The sequence below is a fragment of the Candidatus Lariskella endosymbiont of Epinotia ramella genome (assembly GCF_964019805.1).
Classification (GTDB): Bacteria; Pseudomonadota; Alphaproteobacteria; order Rickettsiales; family Midichloriaceae; genus Lariskella.
Genome location: NZ_OZ026472.1, coordinates 643908 through 663780 on the forward strand (window position 1 = coordinate 643908; position 19873 = coordinate 663780).

Genomic DNA, 19873 nt, shown 5'->3' on the forward strand with positions numbered 1-19873 from the left:
TCTATAACTCCTCTTCTTCATCACCTTCAGCGTATATCATTTTAATGACGCCTTTATTTATAAGGTCCTTTGCAATTTTCACTATGTTGCTTCTTGCATCATCTATATCTTTTTTGCGAACGCTTCTTAAGCCCTCAACTTCCTCCACAAGGAGCTTATAAGCTCTTTGTGACATATTTTGCATAAATATCTCATAGATTTCATCTGGAGCATCTTTAAGAGCAGTAGTAAGTGTAGCTTTATCAACAACCTTTATTAACTCTTGAATTCCCTCGGGATCTATACGCAGTATATCTTTAAATTTAAACATAAGTCTTTTGATCTTGCCTGCTGCATCTTCATCATATTGAACAAGCATCTCCATAAACTTCTCTTCACTTTGCTTACCAAAGTAGTTAAATATCTCAGCTACTACATGGTTATTGTCATATTTTTGCATACTACCTGAATCAGTAACAAATTCGGTACGTAGCGTTTTTTCAATACTTTCTATTACGTCTTTTTTTACAGTGTCCATCGACATCATTCTTTTTAAAATCTCAAATCCTGTCTCTTTATTGAAAAGTGACAAAATCTTAGCAGCATGAGATGGAGCCATTTTAGTTAGTATTAGAGCAATTGTTTGCGGGTACTCATTCTTTAAAAAAGAAACAAGTAACATAGGGTTCATTTTGCCAATCTTATCCCATATATTACGGCCCATTGGTCCACGTATATCTTCAAGCAGAACGTTAACTTTGTCATGTCCAAGTACTCCACGCAAAAATCTTTCAGTGCTATGAATATTTCCTATTACACTCATGGAAGTATTCATATCACGTGCAAACTCAATGATGACACTCTTGATAATTTCAGGATCAACTCTACCAAGCGTTGCCATAGCTTGAGAGACATCTTTGATCTCAGATTCATCAAGCGCGCGAAACACACGCGAAGCTACTTCAGGCTCTAAGGATAGTAATAGAATAGCCGCCTTATTTACACCAGTCATTTTTATAGACATACAGATTAATTAATCCTCACCTTTATATAACCAATTTCTGATAATTGACACTGTGCCATCAATATGCTGATTTACTGCATCATTTAAATGTCTCAACAAGTTCTGGTTTTTATCACTATAAGCGCTTGAGAGCAAAGCTTCTATACTTGTGTCAGTTTCTAAACTTGCGCTCTTAGCAATACCTTGTTCATTAGTATCCATGCCTTCTGAACCATTACTGTTAATATTATCTGCTGAGCCAGAGCCAATGCCACTTGAACCAAGTTCTGAGATTGCAGCAGCTGCAGCTTGAGGACTCATTTCAAGACCAGTAATCATAGATTCAAGATCTCTTGCTCCTTCTATCCCAAGTCCACTTCTATCATCTATAATCTTTGCTATAAATGGCTTCACGACCAAAACAATCAACAGTATGCTTACTATAGCTATTATTGCAGTCTGTATGAGGCCTCTCATATCACGCTTTAACCAGTCCATAAGTGTTTCTGGTGCCACATCTTCTTCAATACCTGTACTGAACTGCATATTCACAATACTTAGTTTATCACCACGTTTTTCATCAATACCGACTGCAGAAATTACAAGATCTTTTATTTGTTGCAATTCTTCATCAGTTCTAGGGTTATATTTTGAGATAGGGTTACCAGATGATCTATCTACCGTATAAGTCCCATCAACCAAAACAGCTATAGAAAGGCTTTTTATTTTGCCGCTCTCGCTTATTCTATTACTAACTTTTTTTGATATTTCATAATTTGTAATCTCATCAGATTTAGATCTGCTTTTAACATTAGCAGGTGGTTGTTTTTGTGCTCCAGGATAAGGAAGATTTGTTGCAACACTTACATTATCTGATTGTTTTGTATCTGATTCTTTTTCTTCACTTACTTTATGTGATCTAATAACTTGACCGTCAGGATCATAAGTTTCTGTATTTATAACTTCTCTATCAAAATCAATATCAGCTGTAACACTAGCTTTTACTTTACCTACTCCAACAGACCTTTCGAGTATTTCTTCTATAGATCGGGTCAATTTTGATTCAACACTACCTTTAAAATCTAGCATTCCTGTTGCAAAAACACCGAATTCTTCGCCATCATCAGAATTCAACTTGAGAGGTTTGCCATTGCTATCTATTATTGTGATGTTCTCAGCTTTTAGTTCAGGTACAGCAGCAGATACTAAATGTGTAATTGCAGCTACTTCATTCTTTCCAATCTGCTTATTTTTTGCAACTTTCAAGACGACAGAAGCAGACGGAATAACGGAATCTTTGGAAAATAGCTCTTTTTTCGGAAGTACAAGATGTACTCTTGCAGATTCTATAGAAGCAATACCACTGATTGTTCTGGATAACTCTCCTTCAAGCGCGCGAACCAAGTTGATGTTATATACGAACTGTGAAGTACCAAATGCATCAGACTTATCGAATATTTCATATCCAACTATGTTTCCAGAAGATGGATAACCTTCTTCAGCGAATCCAATTCTAAGTGAGTGAACTCTATCCATAGGAACTGTTATCTCTGCATTATCAGCAGATACAGTATATTGAATACCCATAGCCTGCAGTTTTGATGCTATAATACTGCTATCCTCTAATGATAAATTACTATAAAGAGGTGACATAGGTACCTTGTATGCGCTAAATACAAGCCAAACTATGAGTGATAAAATAACTAAAGCAACGCTTAACAAAGCGCCAACTTTTACAGCGCCAAGTTTTTTGAAAAAATCCATTAATGCATTCATACAATCACAATATGTTTATACTTACTTCTAGAGTTAATCAATATGCACCAACATGATACACTCTGAAAAAAGATAAAGAGTGTAAAGTAGGATTACTAACACAAACAATGGACATAAAGATGCTAGTATCCTTAATGCGATGCCACCGTACTCTCAATTTATTAGCAACATATACTTATAAAAATACTATACAAATAGTTGTCTTATACAAGTAAAAGTTATTGGTATGGTTATAGAATTTAATAGCGAGATTAGCATAATATATATTAGACCTCTTGCATAACCTATTTAAAGCTCAAAGTTATAGATACCAGCAAGTAAATTAAACCTTAAACCGAATCGTTTTCTTCTGTTCCTATAACGATCAGCGATAATTTTAAATCGTTTGATCATGCCTATGACGTTTTCATTTAAAACACGTTCACTAGACAATTGACGATTTTTCTTTTTATCTTTCCTGCTTAGTGGTCGCTTTTTTGTCTTTTTCTTTGGTAACTCTGAATTATAATGCAACTTATCAATGCCTTGATAACCAGTATCTGTAAGAACTTTAATCTCAGGGTGGATGTGAACTCCGGATTCTTTAAATAACCTGAAATCATGACGCTTGCCATTAGAAAAATTAGTGCAAATGATTTCTTTTTTCCTTTTATCCACAATAAGCTGAGTTTTTAGAGTATGTCGCCTCTTTTTTCCCGAATAAAAGTGCTTCTGTTTTTTTTAGGTCGTTCTATCGGTGTTTCAGTAGCATCAATTAACACAAGTTCGTATTCAGAATCGCTTTTTAGTAATGCTTTACGTCCAGGTAGTGAAAATCGTTTATCTTTAATTAGAGTATCTTCAATCCAACGTATATTACGATAACAGGCACTTTCACTTATTCCATAACTGCGGGAAATATGAAAATATGTCCTGTATTCACGCAAGTACTCAAGCGTCATGAGTAATCGATCTTCTAAAGCCAATTTATTGGGTTTTCCACCTTGAGACTTTAAAATAGCTTCAGCTTCTTTTAATATACTTAGTATAACTTCAAACGTTCCTCGTTTAATGCCAGTAAGCCTGCGAAACTCTTCTGCGTATTCATCTTTGATGTTTTCAAACTTCATGTTATCCTTGATAAAATCAAGGATTTTAATCAATTTATATGGTTATGCAAGAGGTCTATTGTAACGTGAGAACTATAGTAGAACAAAATATGCAGTGATCTGAGAGTTTAATAGAATATATAGAGTGGAGGCTTGATATATAAAAGTCATAAAATAAAGTTTTTATGTGATAATATAGATTTAAGGCGATTTTTCTTTGATATAATGAAGGATTTGCTTAAATCAAGGCATCTTAGAATATGTGAAATATATTATATTATAATATATGAGATATTGATATCTGCATAAAGATTATGTGATCTCATTTCATATGTTAAATACCAACTCTTCATTGGTTAGAGATATGCACATAGAGATAACAAATACGCTTATAAATAAATGTGACTTTATTAAAGTAATAAAACATTGTGGTGTGAGATTGGCCAGTTTATGACAATCATAAAAATCTATAGTGCTAAGTAACGGTAAAATAATATGCAATATATAATCGGTATTGGTTCCAATATAGGTGACAGGAAATTACACATAAAAAAAGCAATTGAACTGCTTATAGAGAAGTTATGCAAAGTAAATTGTGTGAGTCAAACGAAAAGTCAAAACTTTGATATAGAATGCTTAGAAGTTGTAAAATTAACAGAGCAATATATAAAAAGCTCAAGAATAGGAGCACTAGCAACAATCATATATGATGGGAAGATTATAATATCACGGATATATGAGACACAAGCTTTACTACCAGAATCAAGTCCAGCAGACTGGGATATAGAATTTCTTAATGTTGCTATTACATTTGATTCTATACTATCTCCAAAGGATATGTTACTAATTCTTAAAACTGTTGAAAGAGAAATTGGAAGAAAATCCTCTGCAAAATGGGCTCCACGAGTAATTGACTTAGATATAATATTTGCAGGACAAGAAGTAATAAATGAATCACATGAGATTTCTAATTTCTTAATTATTCCACATAAAGAATTTATGAATAGAACTTTTTTTATTGTACCTGTGGCAGATATAGCGCCAGACTATGTACATCCACTATTTGGCATAACAATTTCTAATATTTTAATAAAACAATTGCAAAGCTCATAATTTATGGTAAAAATACCAAATGGTTGAGTTTTTTACTTCTGGCTTCTAAGCATGTCATATTTTTTATGTATTCGTTGTAATTTTTATTTTTATATGGAATTAGATGTTTATACGCAATAAAATGCTTATAAAGGCTTTGATTGCTTTTTTATATTGTCTATAAGAATGTAATATAAAAGTATGATGTTATTGACTTTTTGTAATAATATTAATAAAAATGCCTTATAGCCTGCACCTGTAGCTCAATTGGATAGAGCATTACCCTCCGAAGGTAAAGGTTGTGGGTTCAAATCCCGCTAGGTGCACCAAAAAGCTACTGCCGCTTTCTATCGGATAACATGCTTTGTGCACGTGATAAATCGCTTTTCTGCTAAGGTAGTGTACGCGGGCGCTAAAAGTCTCGAAACAAAAGCATGAAATGGTGCCACGAGTGTCAAAATAGTGCTTTAAATTTAACTTCTCGCCAAAAATTTATTTGCATGGCAAATCAATTTTTGGCGGATAGACTAACTATGTATTTAGCTGCACTCTATTCCTCTTTGTATCGCCAAAAAAAATCTGCTATACGCTCGGATGATTCATCAGCAACTCGAGTTACAATAATAGACCTCTTGCATAACCATATAAATTGATTAAAATCCTTGATTTTATCAAGGATAACATGAAGTTTGAAAACATCAAAGATGAATACGCAGAAGAGTTTCGCAGGCTTACTGGCATTAAACGAGGAACGTTTGAAGTTATACTAAGTATATTAAAAGAAGCTGAAGCTATTTTAAAGTCTCAAGGTGGAAAACCCAATAAATTGGCTTTAGAAGATCGATTACTCATGACGCTTGAGTACTTGCGTGAATACAGGACATATTTTCATATTTCCCGCAGTTATGGAATAAGTGAAAGTGCCTGTTATCGTAATATACGTTGGATTGAAGATACTCTAATTAAAGATAAACGATTTTCACTACCTGGACGTAAAGCATTACTAAAAAGCGATTCTGAATACGAACTTGTGTTAATTGATGCTACTGAAACACCGATAGAACGACCTAAAAAAAACAGAAGCACTTTTATTCGGGAAAAAAGAGGCGACATACTCTAAAAACTCAGCTTATTGTGGATAAAAGGAAAAAAGAAATCATTTGCACTAATTTTTCTAATGGCAAGCGTCATGATTTCAGGTTATTTAAAGAATCCGGAGTTCACATCCACCCTGAGATTAAAGTTCTTACAGATACTGGTTATCAAGGCATTGATAAGTTGCATTATAATTCAGAGTTACCAAAGAAAAAGACAAAAAAGCGACCACTAAGCAGGAAAGATAAAAAGAAAAATCGTCAATTGTCTAGTGAACGTGTTTTAAATGAAAACGTCATAGGCATGATCAAACGATTTAAAATTATCGCTGATCGTTATAGGAACAGAAGAAAACGATTCGGTTTAAGGTTTAATTTACTTGCTGGTATCTATAACTTTGAGCTTTAAATAGGTTATGCAAGAGGTCTAATGTCTCAAAAAGTTTAAGTTAATAAAATGCAACTTGTAATTGCGAGAGTTGGTTCACAAAACTTTAAAACTAATAATAGACTCACATACTTCTATTACAAAGCCTTGCTAAATGAAGAGTTAGAATTACAAGAATAAGGTAGTTTCGTTATTTAAAAACCATTAGATCTAACTTTACACATTAGACCTCTTGCATAACCTATTTAAAGCTCAAAGTTATAGATACCAGCAAGTAAATTAAACCTTAAACCGAATCGTTTTCTTCTGTTCCTATAACGATCAGCGATAATTTTAAATCGTTTGATCATGCCTATGACGTTTTCATTTAAAACACGTTCACTAGACAATTGACGATTTTTCTTTTTATCTTTCCTGCTTAGTGGTCGCTTTTTTGTCTTTTTCTTTGGTAACTCTGAATTATAATGCAACTTATCAATGCCTTGATAACCAGTATCTGTAAGAACTTTAATCTCAGGGTGGATGTGAACTCCGGATTCTTTAAATAACCTGAAATCATGACGCTTGCCATTAGAAAAATTAGTGCAAATGATTTCTTTTTTCCTTTTATCCACAATAAGCTGAGTTTTTAGAGTATGTCGCCTCTTTTTTCCCGAATAAAAGTGCTTCTGTTTTTTTTAGGTCGTTCTATCGGTGTTTCAGTAGCATCAATTAACACAAGTTCGTATTCAGAATCGCTTTTTAGTAATGCTTTACGTCCAGGTAGTGAAAATCGTTTATCTTTAATTAGAGTATCTTCAATCCAACGTATATTACGATAACAGGCACTTTCACTTATTCCATAACTGCGGGAAATATGAAAATATGTCCTGTATTCACGCAAGTACTCAAGCGTCATGAGTAATCGATCTTCTAAAGCCAATTTATTGGGTTTTCCACCTTGAGACTTTAAAATAGCTTCAGCTTCTTTTAATATACTTAGTATAACTTCAAACGTTCCTCGTTTAATGCCAGTAAGCCTGCGAAACTCTTCTGCGTATTCATCTTTGATGTTTTCAAACTTCATGTTATCCTTGATAAAATCAAGGATTTTAATCAATTTATATGGTTATGCAAGAGGTCTATTGATTATTGAGAGTAAAATGGCGCAAAAAATCAATTTATAATTGAGCTTTTTACAATGCAGTGTAATAATCCTAAATGTTATGCAATGTGGTTTGAATTTGGTTAATACAAGAGTTTTTTCCTAGTCTGCGTCTCGCGTTGCATTGTTTCTAGTAATGATTTTAATTAATTCTGATGAATGAGCGCGATACGGTCACTATCTTTTGTGCAAGTGGATTTTTAGGAAGGCACCTAATCAGCGTGATCGCAAAATCTGGTGCAAAGATTAATTTGGTAACACGCAGTGCGTTGTTGAATAACGAAAAACTTTTATATGGCTCAGCTGGTCAAATTGTCCAAATAAAATTTTCTGATAATAGGGAAGTTTTAAAAAATATAGTTTCCGGATCTAGCTATGTTGTGAATTTAATCGGTACTCTCACTTGTAATGAAAAAGAGTTAGAATATGCAAATGTTTCTGTGCCTAGAAAAATAGCAGAAGTAGCAAAGCATGCAAAAGTAAAAAGATTTTTGCATGTTTCTACTTTAGTAGGAGATAATTTAAAGCTTAAGTCTGGTTATATAAAGAGTAAATTAAAAGGTGAAAGTGCTATATTAAATGAGCTGCATGATGCTATCATATTGCGTCCATCTCTGATGTTTGATAATGGAAGTGGTTTTTTAGATATGATTATAAAATTGGCAAAATTTTTGCCAATCATACCAGTCGTTGGAGGTAATAAGCTTAAATTGCAGCCAATCTATGTACACGATGTTGCACTTTGTATATATAATGCTCTTACTTTACAGTGTAGTAAAAGTGTTTGCGGTAGACCTATAGCAATAGCTGGTACACACATATATTCTATAAAGGAAATTGTGGATATAGTATTAAAGCATAATGGCGTTAATAGAGTAACTGTAAACATACCATCATGGCTTGTAAGTATAAAAGCCTTTATATTATGGAAGCTTGGCTTATTAAAAATTACTACAGAACACGTTAAAATATTCACTGCAAATAATATACTCGCAAAAGGAGAGAATGGTTTATATGAGCTTTGCACATCACCAACTCCAATACATGAAATATTGTAGTTAGTACGCGCGCCAAAGGTCTCGGAACAAAAGCATGAAATGGTGCTTGGAGCGCAAAAATAGCGCTTTAAATTCGTAAGAACATGTTATAATAAACGCAAAAACCTTACGGATTTTGTGAAAGCAAAATATTTTGCTTATTAGAGCTGTTGTTTTTTCCTAAGCAATATAAGCAAATGAGAGATGGGATACACAGTAATGAAGAATAAGCAAAAAATGCATGCCATCCAAGTTTTAGAGCAGCATATCCTGAGGAAGCTGTGAGTGATGTACGGCAAATGGAAGCAAAAGAGGAAAGCAGTGCATACTGAGTTGCTGTAAACTGCTTATTTGCTAGAAGACTGATATATGCTACAAGTGCTGCACTGCTTATCCCACCTGCGAGGTTATCTGCTCCTATACAGACTGTAAGCACTGATATATTATGCCCTACAACAGCTTGCCATACAAATACTAAATTGGAAATTGCCTGCAGCGCTGCACCCAAAAAAAGCATTTTATATATACTAATTTTGGATATTAAATATCCACCAAATGCCGTGCCTAGAAGCGTTGCAACAGTCCCATAAATCTTTGTTATATTTGCAATTTCTATCTTAGAAAATCCTATTTGTAACAAAAATGGACCAGTCATTGGCCCAATATAAGCATCACTCATCTTATATGATAGAACTAGAGCCAACATTAATATCCAGTTCTTGCGACTCATAAAATCCGCAAATGGCGCTATAAAAGCATCTTTTACCCATGATAAAATGTTATCATGAGTAAAAGTACGATTGATTTTTGGCTCTTTCGCAAGTAAAAGCAACCATATTCCTTGTAATTGGAAAACAGCCATAGTGCAATATGCTATATTCCAACTCCACTGTTGTGCAATGTACAGAGAACCTACTGATGTGATCAACATACCAAATCTATAGCCAAACTGTGCAAATGCAGCGCCAGCGCCTTGCTCTTCTTCATCTAGCATTTCAATACGAAATGCATCAATTATAATATCTTGTGTTGCAGATAAAAATGCTAAAGAAACGCCAAGCACTGCTATGTAAGAGATACTGCTGCTTGTGCTTACAAATGACATCAAAAAAATTATTGCGGAGAGGGTTAACTGAGATAGTAAGAGCCAAGATTTTCTATGCCCTATCAGTTTACCTAAAATAGGAATCCTTACACTGTCTATAATAGGAGCCCATAAATATTTAAGAGTATATGGAAGTACAACTATGCTCATTATTCCTATACTTACCAAATCTATTCCGACATCTGTAAGAAACAACAAGAATGTTGAAGCTGTAAGTGAAAATGGAAAGCCAGATGATATACCAAGAAGAAACACTGTAAGAATTTTAGGACGAAAATATACAAACATTACTACCTTTAAATTAATTCAATATGATGCTACTAAACAAACCTTGTGTAGGCCTTTTTGACTTGATTCTCCATATTATTTATTTCATTTTTTTGTAAATATGAAAGTATCATGTGCAGAAATTACATTTAATATGCTTGCTATATTTCAAAAATTGGCGCCTCTGAAAGACCGCCCATTGCTTTGCGTTCTTTCTAGCACTTTTTTAAATATAGCTTCGTATCAAAATCTGAAATACCAACTCTTCATTTATCAGATGTATACTCTCAAAAATCATGCCATCAAAATCCTCGCGCATACACTTATGAAGACAGCGCAACAGCTATACGTTGGTAATAATTAAAAGTATAGATAAAATAAAGATATTAATACAATCTTAAATTGCTGAATGCTAGACTATATAGCTATCATCTTTATGATAGCAAATGTATATTCATGAAATTTTCCTATTGTTTGCTAAACAATAAAGATATAGCGGGATCCAGGTGAAATTAATATATTATTCGTTATTTTCTTCTGTTACATCATCAAAAGCAAGATTTTCTGATATGTCTCTAGATACAGACTCTAGGTCAGGACAAAGTGCGGAGATATTTTCTCTTGCTATCATGTCATGCATTTCTTTACGTAGTACTGTTACGTTTTTAGGAAAGGTAATACCAAATTTAATAGAACTCTTCTTAATCTCTACAACTTTGATTTCTATATCATTGTTTATAATAATAGACTCTTCGAGTTTCCTTACTAAGTATAACATCGCAAAGGTTTTTAGATTTTAGGTAAACAAAATGAGCGAACAAAGATGGTGCCGAATATCTGATTTGAACAGATGACCTACCGCTTACAAGGCGGTTGCTCTACCACTGAGCTAATTCGGCCAAAGCAAACAAAGCAAGGTTAGTCAAATATGCAAATAACACAACCTCTAAAACATGGCGAAAGCCACAGATGTACATCCAAAAACATGCAAAACAAGCTTAAAGCTTGAAAACAAGGATCGCATACAATAAACTCGGAACTTGTACAGCACGACAGCATAACATGTTAGTCTTGCTTTTACTAGAGAAAATAATGCTTTGTTAAATAAAAATATAGTCTTTACATAATGAATCAAGTGCCAAAACTTCCAGAGATTAATAATAAAACCACAGCTATAGAAAGTAAACCGCATAGCGCGTTTTTTTGGCGTATTATACATTGTATTATAGCACTTGCTATTACATCTGCAGTTGCAATATATTGTTTCATGGTTTCTGAAAGACTTGGTAAATCCTTGCAGGTACTAGAAAATCAGCTTGACGAGATGAATTTATTTCATAATAAGTTGGCAGGTAATCTAGACCAGATGATATCTATAGTTGGAAATTTAAACTCTTCGACCTCTATAGAAAAGGAATTGATATCAAGATCAAACCAAATGCTGACAGTAAAAGCTGCATTTAATGTTATTGAGAAGATAAAGAATGGTGAAGATTTTCACAATGAGCTTGATGTAATGAATCATTATGAGAATATAAGTGTGATTAGTGAAATGTTAAGTGATTTATATAAACTTGCTAAACATGATACTCCATCAAACCATAACATAGTAACCACATTATCATCTTTCATGATAAATTTAAGCGGTAATACAAGGAGTCTTGCTGAAAACACAGACATTCCTGAAAAGTTTGCAGAAGTAAAGTTATTTAAAGATATGATAAAAATACAAGAGGTAGAAGAAGTAGAATTCAAACGTAATTTGGAATATGCTATAAGAGAAATACAAGGCAATGATATAAAACAAGCCATAGAATTCTTAAAGCCAATATCACACAAATACGTAGAGCTTGAACCAATAATGCAGTCATTACAAATGAAAGCGAATTCAGTTGCGCTAATTGAACAAATAATTAAACAGATAGTAAACGATGCGAATTAGTTTTGCTATATACCTGATAATATTCTTAGGGTTTTTTGCAGTTGGTTTCTTTTTAACTAAAGATATTCAAGATATTATTGTTGAAGCTTTTGGATTTAGAATTCATATACAGCCAATCGCTGGAATTGTCATATTATTGCTTAGCTATTTACTACTATACGTCGTTATAAAATTCTTCTTTATAGTGTTTAATATACCTAATTACTTGTCTAAAAATAGAGAAGCTAAGGCTATACAAAAGATGAATGAAAATTTGATGTTGCTTGTTTTTGCTATGCAAAGTGGTATGAAGCAAAATGTTCAGAAGATATTAAGGAACTTAAAAAGTATTCAGTGCACTCCTTATTTTGAGCGTTATGTTAGATATATGCTTGAAAATATTTTTGGTGAAAAATCAAAACCAGAAGAAAAAAAAGAAGCTCTACTTGAAATGCTACAATATTCTGAAAGTGCTAAATTTGCTCTCTATGAACTTTGCATTTTAATGATGAGTGAAAAGCAGTATGAAAATGCACTTATTTATGCTTCAAAAATGTATGAATTATTTCCGGATGAAAATGCAGCGGAGCTTTTGGTTAGAAATCATATTATGCTCTGTCGTTGGAATGAGTTGGATGAATTATTAAACTCATCCAGTATGGGTAAATTTCTAAATAAGGTGAACTTTAATTCATATCGTGATATGGTGCGTGCAAAACTAGAAGCTATGAAATAAAGTTTTACTTATATGACGAAATTAAGAATAGCTATTAACGGCTTTGGAAGAATAGGTAGATGTGTATTTCGCGCACATCTGGAAAGAGTTTCTCTAGGGATGGATGATGGTTTAGAATTTGTTGTTATCAATCTAGGACATGGAGATGCTGCAACTTATTCGCACCTTTTGCAATATGACTCCACACATGGATTTTTACCCGATATTACGGCAGAAGATGATTCAATAAAGACCAAATTAGGTCGTGTAAAAACAGTAAGTATTACTGATCCTTTAGATTTAAGTTGGTTGGAAGATCAGATTGATGTTGTGCTAGAGTGTACAGGTCGAATGAATAAACACACAAGTAGCTTAATTCATATTGAGAAAGGTGCAAAAAAGGTTATCGTTTCTGCGCCATGTGAAGGTTCTGCAACTTTAATACATGGTGTTAATAATGCAATGCTAGATCTTACAAAAGAGGATGTAATATCGGTTGGTTCTTGTACAACAAACTGTCTTGCTCCAGTTGCAAAAATTTTGAATGATAATATAGGAATTGAAAGTGGTTTTATGACCACAATACATGCTTACACCAATGATCAAAATATTTTAGATTCGAGACATAAAGATCTGAGAAGAGCAAGAGCTGCATCTCTCTCTATGATTCCGACTTCAACTGGAGCAGCTAAAAGCATAGGAACTATTTTACCAGAACTTTTGGGAAAATTGGATGGAGTAGCTGTGCGCGTACCAACGCCTAATGTTTCAATGATAGATTTAAAATTTTCAGCGGCGAAAGAGACAAGTTCTGAAGAGATTAATCAATTAATGATTGATGCTTCAAAAGGTAAAGAACTATGTGGAATTCTCACCGTAAATAATAAAGAGCTAGTATCAATAGATTTTAATCATAATGCAAGTAGTGCAATTTTCGATTTAACACAAACAAAAGTAATCAGAGGTAATTTTTGTAGAGTTGTAGCATGGTATGATAACGAATGGGGATTTTCAAATCGAATGCTTGATATTTGCAATTCAATTGCAAAAACCTTTTAAAATCAAATTATTAAAGTTAAATAGTGAGAATGTGTATACACAAGATAAAAAGAGAACATCTCTTATCAGTGCAATATGTAAGATCAAATAGGCAAGCGAGAGGAATATAATATTTTTTATAATCACTAGGGATATAGGATTATTTTGAAGTTGATTACTATAAGAAGTTTTTATAATAAAATGCATTATCTAGCTTATTTGCTTGCAAAAGCAGCATACAATTATTCGATAAAAATGTGTTATATAGAGCAGTTTTTGTTTTACTTATCATTTTTAAGTGCTTTATATAAGAGGCAAGCAGCATTATATAAGGATTACTATGATAATCCATTTCTTTGAGGTTATAAAAGTCTTCAATGCTTATATTTTATATATTTAAGAGTATTTATTTGATACTGCGTTATAATTTGATGTTACAGTTATTGAATATTATTTTCTTGAAGCGTTTAAATCATGGTGCACGTGTATTATTTGCACAAAGATTAGTAAATGCACTACCAAAAATGGGTCCTGCATTTGTGAAGTTTGGGCAACTTCTCTCTACAAGACCTGATTTAGTAAGTGATGAGATTGCAGGTTATATGTGTAAGTTGCAAGACGAAGTTCCTCAAGAGCAGTTCAGCTCTATAAGCAAAGTTATCAAAGCAGAGCTAGGTATTACATCTTTAAATGTTGCATTCTCTAATTTTGAGCCAAAAGCAGCTGCGGCTGCTTCAATAGCACAAGTACATAAAGCCGTTACAATAGATAATGTGGTTGTTGCTGTGAAGGTATTGCGCTCCAATATAAGACGTAGTTTTGAATCTAATATAGCAGGATTTAAATTAGTCGCAGAATTTATAGATAATCATTTTACTTCTGCAAAAAGACTGAAATTACCAGAAGTTATACGTGTTTTGAGTGATCTTGCAAGGGTGGAGCTCGACTTGAGACTGGAGGCTGCAGCAGCTGATAAAATTTCAAAAAGTTCTAGTAATGTAGCAAAAATTCCAAAAATATTATGGCAATACACTACTAAAAATGTCTTGGTTATGGAGTGGATAGATGGCTATAAAATAAATAAATTGCCTAGTATTATTGATAGTAATGCTCGCTTGTATATAGTACGTCAGTTATTATTTGTATTTTTTAACCAAACATTTGTTGATGGATTCTTTCATGCTGATTTGCATCATGGTAACATTGTAGTGATACAAAACTTATATCCAAATATTCAAAATGATGCTTATAAATATATCATAGGATTATTAGATTTTGGTATTACTGGAGGACTTAGCTTAAAAAATAAAAGACTGATGCTTGAGATTCTGCAGGGATTCTTAGATAGGGACTATGATAGAGTTGCAAAAGCTCATTTTGATGCAGGTTATGTTCCTTCTTCTGAGTCTTTAGAGCTTTTTTCACTTGCATGTAGAAGTATAGGGGAGCCAATAATAGGTAAAGATGTGAGTGAAATATCAATCTCTTCGTTGTTGACCCAGCTTTTTGAAATTTCAAAATCGTTTAATATGAATACTCAGCTAGACTTACTTTTGCTTCAGAAAAATATGGTTATGGTTGAGGGCATTGCTCGTACAACATTTCCAGATGTTAATATGTGGTTAATATTAGAAGAATGGATAACAATAAATATCAACATTATTAATAAGTTATGTCTCAAGAATCAGGAATTATTTCAAAAGTTCACTGATGTTTTCTCATCTCATCTAGCATTGATTGAAAATATAAACAATGCTAGCAAGCTGTTTTTACAAGATCACAGTAATCGCAAAAGAATCAGGAAGAAATCTAATATATTGCTAATTATATTGATGGCGCTGTCTTTATTCGCTGTGGCAATATTCACTTCAACGTAGTATGTACATGTATATTAATAGCATTACTGCACTAAAAAACTTCTTAGTTAGTAGGCCCCCCGCGCCAAAAGTCTCGAAAGTGCTCATGAAATGGTGCTTGGAGCGCCAAAATAGCGCTTTGAATCCGCAAGAAAATGTTATAAGTAAAAGCAAAAACCTTACGGATTTTATGAAAGTAGTGTTTGCGCGCGGCACATGAGCAATTAATAGACTTCTTCCGAAACTTTACTTCCTTTGTGAGAACTGGTGCGTTGATTTCGTGTTCTGATTCTCAATGTTATCAAATACACTCTTGTCCTCCTTGTGCCTAAATCTCCTACCATTTTTCTGCCAGAAGCTAGTTTCGAAAGAGGTCTAATATATCCAAAAATTAGCACAGAATTGAATCCTGGGCCAATTTTTGGCGGATGCTGCATTCTCATTATCTGCGAGGCATAAGTAGGAGATATAATAAATCCATTTATATCAGCAATAGGCATGAATCTGAAGGCGATAGAGCGCGCGCTATCTGGCTAATTACCTGAATTTAAACATATAAAAATCAAATGCTACAAAGTGGCAATAGAGGGCGCATGCTTAAAACATAGTATTTTGCGCGCCTTACAGACATTTTTCTCATTCTGTCCATAAAAAATTACAACAAATTGACACAGATACCATCAGCTGAGCAATAAAATACACAATACACAGTTGTACCAAGGAATTTCAAAAGCTAAAATGCATATTTCTGGCGGTATGGAGCAGCTATATCATTTCTACTGAGCTTGTAGCTTCTTGCACAAGAACTTCTTTAACGCTTTCATCATGAACTCCAAAATCTAGGATTGATGTGAGTTTTATTACTAAGTTACAGTAAAAATTCTGAAAATAAGAATAATATTCGGATAGATCGCTATATGCGTTAGCAGATTTTTTTGCACATTCATCGCTATTTACTTCAAGATTTAGCGAGTACATATTTGAAATAGCACTGTATCCATAATATGTAGTAAGTATTAAATTAGCATATGGAATATACGGCATATTGAGCAATCCTATGATGTAAGGAATTGCAGTAAAACTAGCCGCCATTATAACACTCTTCGCTGCTTCGAAATATTGACCAGTATACAAGTGTTGCCCAACATCTAAAGCATTAATAGCAATAAAATGCCGATTAGTACTAAAATACATACCATATAGCTTTATTGAGCCTATTAGAGCCTTTTTCGTATTATCTCGTGTAGGTATATAAATAAACCTTGCAAAGTCTACTGCAGTATCTACTGTTTTGCTCCCAGTAGTTATCCAATAGACCTCTTGCATAACCTATTTAAAGCTCAAAGTTATAGATACCAGCAAGTAAATTAAACCTTAAACCGAATCGTTTTCTTCTGTTCCTATAACGATCAGCGATAATTTTAAATCGTTTGATCATGCCTATGACGTTTTCATTTAAAACACGTTCACTAGACAATTGACGATTTTTCTTTTTATCTTTCCTGCTTAGTGGTCGCTTTTTTGTCTTTTTCTTTGGTAACTCTGAATTATAATGCAACTTATCAATGCCTTGATAACCAGTATCTGTAAGAACTTTAATCTCAGGGTGGATGTGAACTCCGGATTCTTTAAATAACCTGAAATCATGACGCTTGCCATTAGAAAAATTAGTGCAAATGATTTCTTTTTTCCTTTTATCCACAATAAGCTGAGTTTTTAGAGTATGTCGCCTCTTTTTTCCCGAATAAAAGTGCTTCTGTTTTTTTTAGGTCGTTCTATCGGTGTTTCAGTAGCATCAATTAACACAAGTTCGTATTCAGAATCGCTTTTTAGTAATGCTTTACGTCCAGGTAGTGAAAATCGTTTATCTTTAATTAGAGTATCTTCAATCCAACGTATATTACGATAACAGGCACTTTCACTTATTCCATAACTGCGGGAAATATGAAAATATGTCCTGTATTCACGCAAGTACTCAAGCGTCATGAGTAATCGATCTTCTAAAGCCAATTTATTGGGTTTTCCACCTTGAGACTTTAAAATAGCTTCAGCTTCTTTTAATATACTTAGTATAACTTCAAACGTTCCTCGTTTAATGCCAGTAAGCCTGCGAAACTCTTCTGCGTATTCATCTTTGATGTTTTCAAACTTCATGTTATCCTTGATAAAATCAAGGATTTTAATCAATTTATATGGTTATGCAAGAGGTCTATTATATCGGAATCGTGGTTTAGGTGCTCAATTTTATCGAAAAATTCTGTGTCAGAGGCGGATATTCTGAAGGTATCAAACATTTGCTGATTTTTTATGATTTGCTCGCGAAATGTCAGATATTTTTTTAAATTTTCTATGATTTTTAATTCTTTATGTGCCTGTTGGTCTTTAGGAGTATTTGTGGTATTTAATGTGATATTTATAGAATTATCGCTTCTCTTAGATAAATATGTCTCAATATGCTTAACTAATTCTTTTCCTATAACCTTGCTCTCGTTTGAGAGTTCGAATTGCACCTTTAAGCCTCGAGCTGCTGTGCTAGCGTTAATATTCTCTTTAATGATCTTGAGATTCAGTTTGATTATGTCGTTTATGAAACTACTTTCATCATGCTTTAAGAATAAACCAATCCTACTGTCTTCGGAGCTAAGATGCGATAGCATCTTCTCGTGAAATTCTGTGGTGAAACCAGTATGATTCTGTTGTGGTATTACAGTATTGTTTATCCACGCTCTGAAATTTTGAATATCATAACCTAAGGAAGCTTTAGTAATTACAAATGACAAGGCATCTTTCACATCATCAAAATTACCAAGCAAATGTTTTAGCTTACTTAATAAAGCAATGAATTTTTCTCCTTTGTCAGATAAATTCTCTTCAGATAACAATAAAACAACTTTTGCATTCTCGGAGAGTTCAAATAACTGATCTTTCTCATATCTGTTAGTATCTCCAAGCCCTGGGCAATCCAAATAGATAATGCCTTCGTGTTCATAAAAATTAGGAAATTTCGTCTTAGCAGGCGTATCATGACTTATTTTAGATCTACTGAAATGACCATTTGACTTTAATATCGATGTTCTTTCTCCACTAATATTTGCATTTTTAACATCAAGCTCAGCTCCAGTGATATAGTATAATAAAGTGCTTTTGCCGACACCTGTATCTCCAAGCAATAATACTATGTCTTTATTATAAGAAATCTTTTCATTTCCAAGCTCAACTGGCAGTCTAATAATATCACTCTCTGCAGGAACATAGTGCGAGGCATTTATTTCGCTTGGAAATGCTGCTGTGTATTCAGTTATTTTGCCTCTATTCTCTGGAGTTTGGCTAAAAGCTAATTCCAAGTCATGCGTGGTGGTGCCATATTCTACAGGTGGCTTTGTAAAGTACATACTGTTAGTTGCGCCATCAACAGAGGTGCTGCTTACAGATTTATTTAAATATGTTCCGCAATATTCTCTAAACAATATTCCAGCCGCTTCGTCAATAGACCTCTTGCATAACCATATAAATTGATTAAAATCCTTGATTTTATCAAGGATAACATGAAGTTTGAAAACATCAAAGATGAATACGCAGAAGAGTTTCGCAGGCTTACTGGCATTAAACGAGGAACGTTTGAAGTTATACTAAGTATATTAAAAGAAGCTGAAGCTATTTTAAAGTCTCAAGGTGGAAAACCCAATAAATTGGCTTTAGAAGATCGATTACTCATGACGCTTGAGTACTTGCGTGAATACAGGACATATTTTCATATTTCCCGCAGTTATGGAATAAGTGAAAGTGCCTGTTATCGTAATATACGTTGGATTGAAGATACTCTAATTAAAGATAAACGATTTTCACTACCTGGACGTAAAGCATTACTAAAAAGCGATTCTGAATACGAACTTGTGTTAATTGATGCTACTGAAACACCGATAGAACGACCTAAAAAAACAGAAGCACTTTTATTCGGGAAAAAAGAGGCGACATACTCTAAAAACTCAGCTTATTGTGGATAAAAGGAAAAAAGAAATCATTTGCACTAATTTTTCTAATGGCAAGCGTCATGATTTCAGGTTATTTAAAGAATCCGGAGTTCACATCCACCCTGAGATTAAAGTTCTTACAGATACTGGTTATCAAGGCATTGATAAGTTGCATTATAATTCAGAGTTACCAAAGAAAAAGACAAAAAAGCGACCACTAAGCAGGAAAGATAAAAAGAAAAATCGTCAATTGTCTAGTGAACGTGTTTTAAATGAAAACGTCATAGGCATGATCAAACGATTTAAAATTATCGCTGATCGTTATAGGAACAGAAGAAAACGATTCGGTTTAAGGTTTAATTTACTTGCTGGTATCTATAACTTTGAGCTTTAAATAGG

The 19873-nt window shown here is 33.5% G+C and carries 17 protein-coding genes and 2 tRNA genes; 9 read left to right on the forward strand and 10 right to left on the reverse strand.

Annotated elements, in window-relative coordinates:
* Window position 1: 1 nt before the first annotated feature.
* The 3 genes from fliG to AACL20_RS02815 all read right to left on the reverse strand — a co-directional run bounded on the left by fliG (window position 2) and on the right by AACL20_RS02815 (window position 3867).
* Entirely contained in the window at window positions 2-1003 is a 1002-nt protein-coding gene (gene fliG, locus AACL20_RS02805) for a flagellar motor switch protein FliG (protein ID WP_339052559.1), read from the reverse strand.
* A gap of 9 nt (window positions 1004-1012) precedes the next feature.
* On the reverse strand, window positions 1013-2758 hold the full coding sequence (fliF, locus tag AACL20_RS02810; protein WP_339052560.1) for a flagellar basal-body MS-ring/collar protein FliF: 1746 nt from the start codon (window positions 2756-2758) through the stop codon (window positions 1013-1015).
* A 288-nt stretch (window positions 2759-3046) separates the two neighbouring features.
* A protein-coding gene (locus tag AACL20_RS02815; RefSeq protein WP_339051669.1) for an IS5 family transposase occupies window positions 3047-3867 on the reverse strand; the annotation gives its coding sequence in 2 pieces (ribosomal slippage) (window positions 3047-3480 and window positions 3480-3867; 822 coding nt in all).
* Between the two features lie 576 nt (window positions 3868-4443).
* Between AACL20_RS02815 and folK the strand changes: the two genes are divergently transcribed.
* The 3 genes from folK to AACL20_RS02830 all read left to right on the forward strand — a co-directional run bounded on the left by folK (window position 4444) and on the right by AACL20_RS02830 (window position 6441).
* Window positions 4444-4959, forward strand: coding sequence for a 2-amino-4-hydroxy-6-hydroxymethyldihydropteridine diphosphokinase (gene folK, locus AACL20_RS02820; RefSeq protein ID WP_339052561.1), 516 nt, complete (start codon window positions 4444-4446; stop codon window positions 4957-4959).
* A 231-nt stretch (window positions 4960-5190) separates the two neighbouring features.
* A tRNA-Arg gene (locus tag AACL20_RS02825) sits at window positions 5191-5267 on the forward strand.
* A gap of 353 nt (window positions 5268-5620) precedes the next feature.
* Window positions 5621-6441, forward strand: a protein-coding gene (locus AACL20_RS02830) for an IS5 family transposase (RefSeq protein ID WP_339051669.1) whose coding sequence is annotated in 2 segments (ribosomal slippage) — window positions 5621-6008 and window positions 6008-6441 — 822 coding nt in all. Because the reading frame shifts where the segments join, the coding sequence is not laid out codon by codon here.
* 224 nt (window positions 6442-6665) lie between these two features.
* Here AACL20_RS02830 and AACL20_RS02835 read toward each other — a convergent pair.
* Window positions 6666-7486 (reverse strand): IS5 family transposase gene (locus AACL20_RS02835; protein ID WP_339051669.1). Its coding sequence is split into 2 segments (ribosomal slippage): window positions 6666-7099 and window positions 7099-7486, totalling 822 coding nucleotides; the frame shifts between segments, so codons are not numbered across the junction.
* A 233-nt stretch (window positions 7487-7719) separates the two neighbouring features.
* Between AACL20_RS02835 and AACL20_RS02840 the strand changes: the two genes are divergently transcribed.
* Window positions 7720-8622 carry an NAD-dependent epimerase/dehydratase family protein gene (locus AACL20_RS02840; protein ID WP_339052562.1) on the forward strand — a complete coding sequence of 301 codons (903 nt, stop codon included), beginning with the start codon at window positions 7720-7722 and terminating at the stop codon, window positions 8620-8622.
* A 106-nt stretch (window positions 8623-8728) separates the two neighbouring features.
* On the opposite strand, the gene AACL20_RS02845 is transcribed toward AACL20_RS02840, so the two are convergent.
* The 3 genes from AACL20_RS02845 to AACL20_RS02855 all read right to left on the reverse strand — a co-directional run bounded on the left by AACL20_RS02845 (window position 8729) and on the right by AACL20_RS02855 (window position 10872).
* On the reverse strand, window positions 8729-9994 hold the full coding sequence (locus AACL20_RS02845; RefSeq protein WP_339052563.1) for an AmpG family muropeptide MFS transporter: 1266 nt from the start codon (window positions 9992-9994) through the stop codon (window positions 8729-8731).
* Between the two features lie 499 nt (window positions 9995-10493).
* Window positions 10494-10751 (reverse strand): carbon storage regulator, encoded by a 258-nt coding sequence (locus AACL20_RS02850; RefSeq protein ID WP_339040423.1) that lies wholly within the window; start codon window positions 10749-10751, stop codon window positions 10494-10496.
* 46 nt (window positions 10752-10797) lie between these two features.
* Window positions 10798-10872, reverse strand: a tRNA-Thr gene (locus AACL20_RS02855).
* Between the two features lie 368 nt (window positions 10873-11240).
* Here AACL20_RS02855 and AACL20_RS02860 point away from each other — a divergent pair.
* From AACL20_RS02860 to AACL20_RS02875, 4 genes are all read left to right on the forward strand, one after another.
* Window positions 11241-11915, forward strand: coding sequence for a hypothetical protein (locus AACL20_RS02860; RefSeq protein WP_339052564.1), 675 nt, complete (start codon window positions 11241-11243; stop codon window positions 11913-11915).
* A 241-nt stretch (window positions 11916-12156) separates the two neighbouring features.
* On the forward strand, window positions 12157-12630 hold the full coding sequence (locus tag AACL20_RS02865; RefSeq protein ID WP_339052565.1) for a hypothetical protein: 474 nt from the start codon (window positions 12157-12159) through the stop codon (window positions 12628-12630).
* Between the two features lie 12 nt (window positions 12631-12642).
* Window positions 12643-13668: a type I glyceraldehyde-3-phosphate dehydrogenase gene (gap, locus tag AACL20_RS02870; RefSeq protein WP_339052566.1), complete on the forward strand. Its 1026-nt coding sequence runs from the start codon at window positions 12643-12645 to the stop codon at window positions 13666-13668.
* A gap of 410 nt (window positions 13669-14078) precedes the next feature.
* Window positions 14079-15524: an AarF/UbiB family protein gene (locus tag AACL20_RS02875; protein ID WP_339052567.1), complete on the forward strand. Its 1446-nt coding sequence runs from the start codon at window positions 14079-14081 to the stop codon at window positions 15522-15524.
* Window positions 15525-16268: 744 nt separating this feature from the next.
* Here the strand turns inward: AACL20_RS02875 and AACL20_RS02880 are convergent.
* From AACL20_RS02880 to AACL20_RS02890, 3 genes are all read right to left on the reverse strand, one after another.
* Window positions 16269-16829: a hypothetical protein gene (locus AACL20_RS02880; protein WP_339052568.1), complete on the reverse strand. Its 561-nt coding sequence runs from the start codon at window positions 16827-16829 to the stop codon at window positions 16269-16271.
* 7 nt (window positions 16830-16836) lie between these two features.
* A protein-coding gene (locus AACL20_RS02885; protein ID WP_339051669.1) for an IS5 family transposase occupies window positions 16837-17657 on the reverse strand; the annotation gives its coding sequence in 2 pieces (ribosomal slippage) (window positions 16837-17270 and window positions 17270-17657; 822 coding nt in all).
* Window positions 17658-17686: 29 nt separating this feature from the next.
* Window positions 17687-18895 (reverse strand): GTPase, encoded by a 1209-nt coding sequence (locus AACL20_RS02890; RefSeq protein WP_339052569.1) that lies wholly within the window; start codon window positions 18893-18895, stop codon window positions 17687-17689.
* Between the two features lie 153 nt (window positions 18896-19048).
* Between AACL20_RS02890 and AACL20_RS02895 the strand changes: the two genes are divergently transcribed.
* Window positions 19049-19868 (forward strand): IS5 family transposase gene (locus tag AACL20_RS02895; protein WP_339051669.1). Its coding sequence is split into 2 segments (ribosomal slippage): window positions 19049-19437 and window positions 19436-19868, totalling 822 coding nucleotides; the frame shifts between segments, so codons are not numbered across the junction.
* The last annotated feature ends 5 nt before the right edge of the window (window positions 19869-19873 follow it).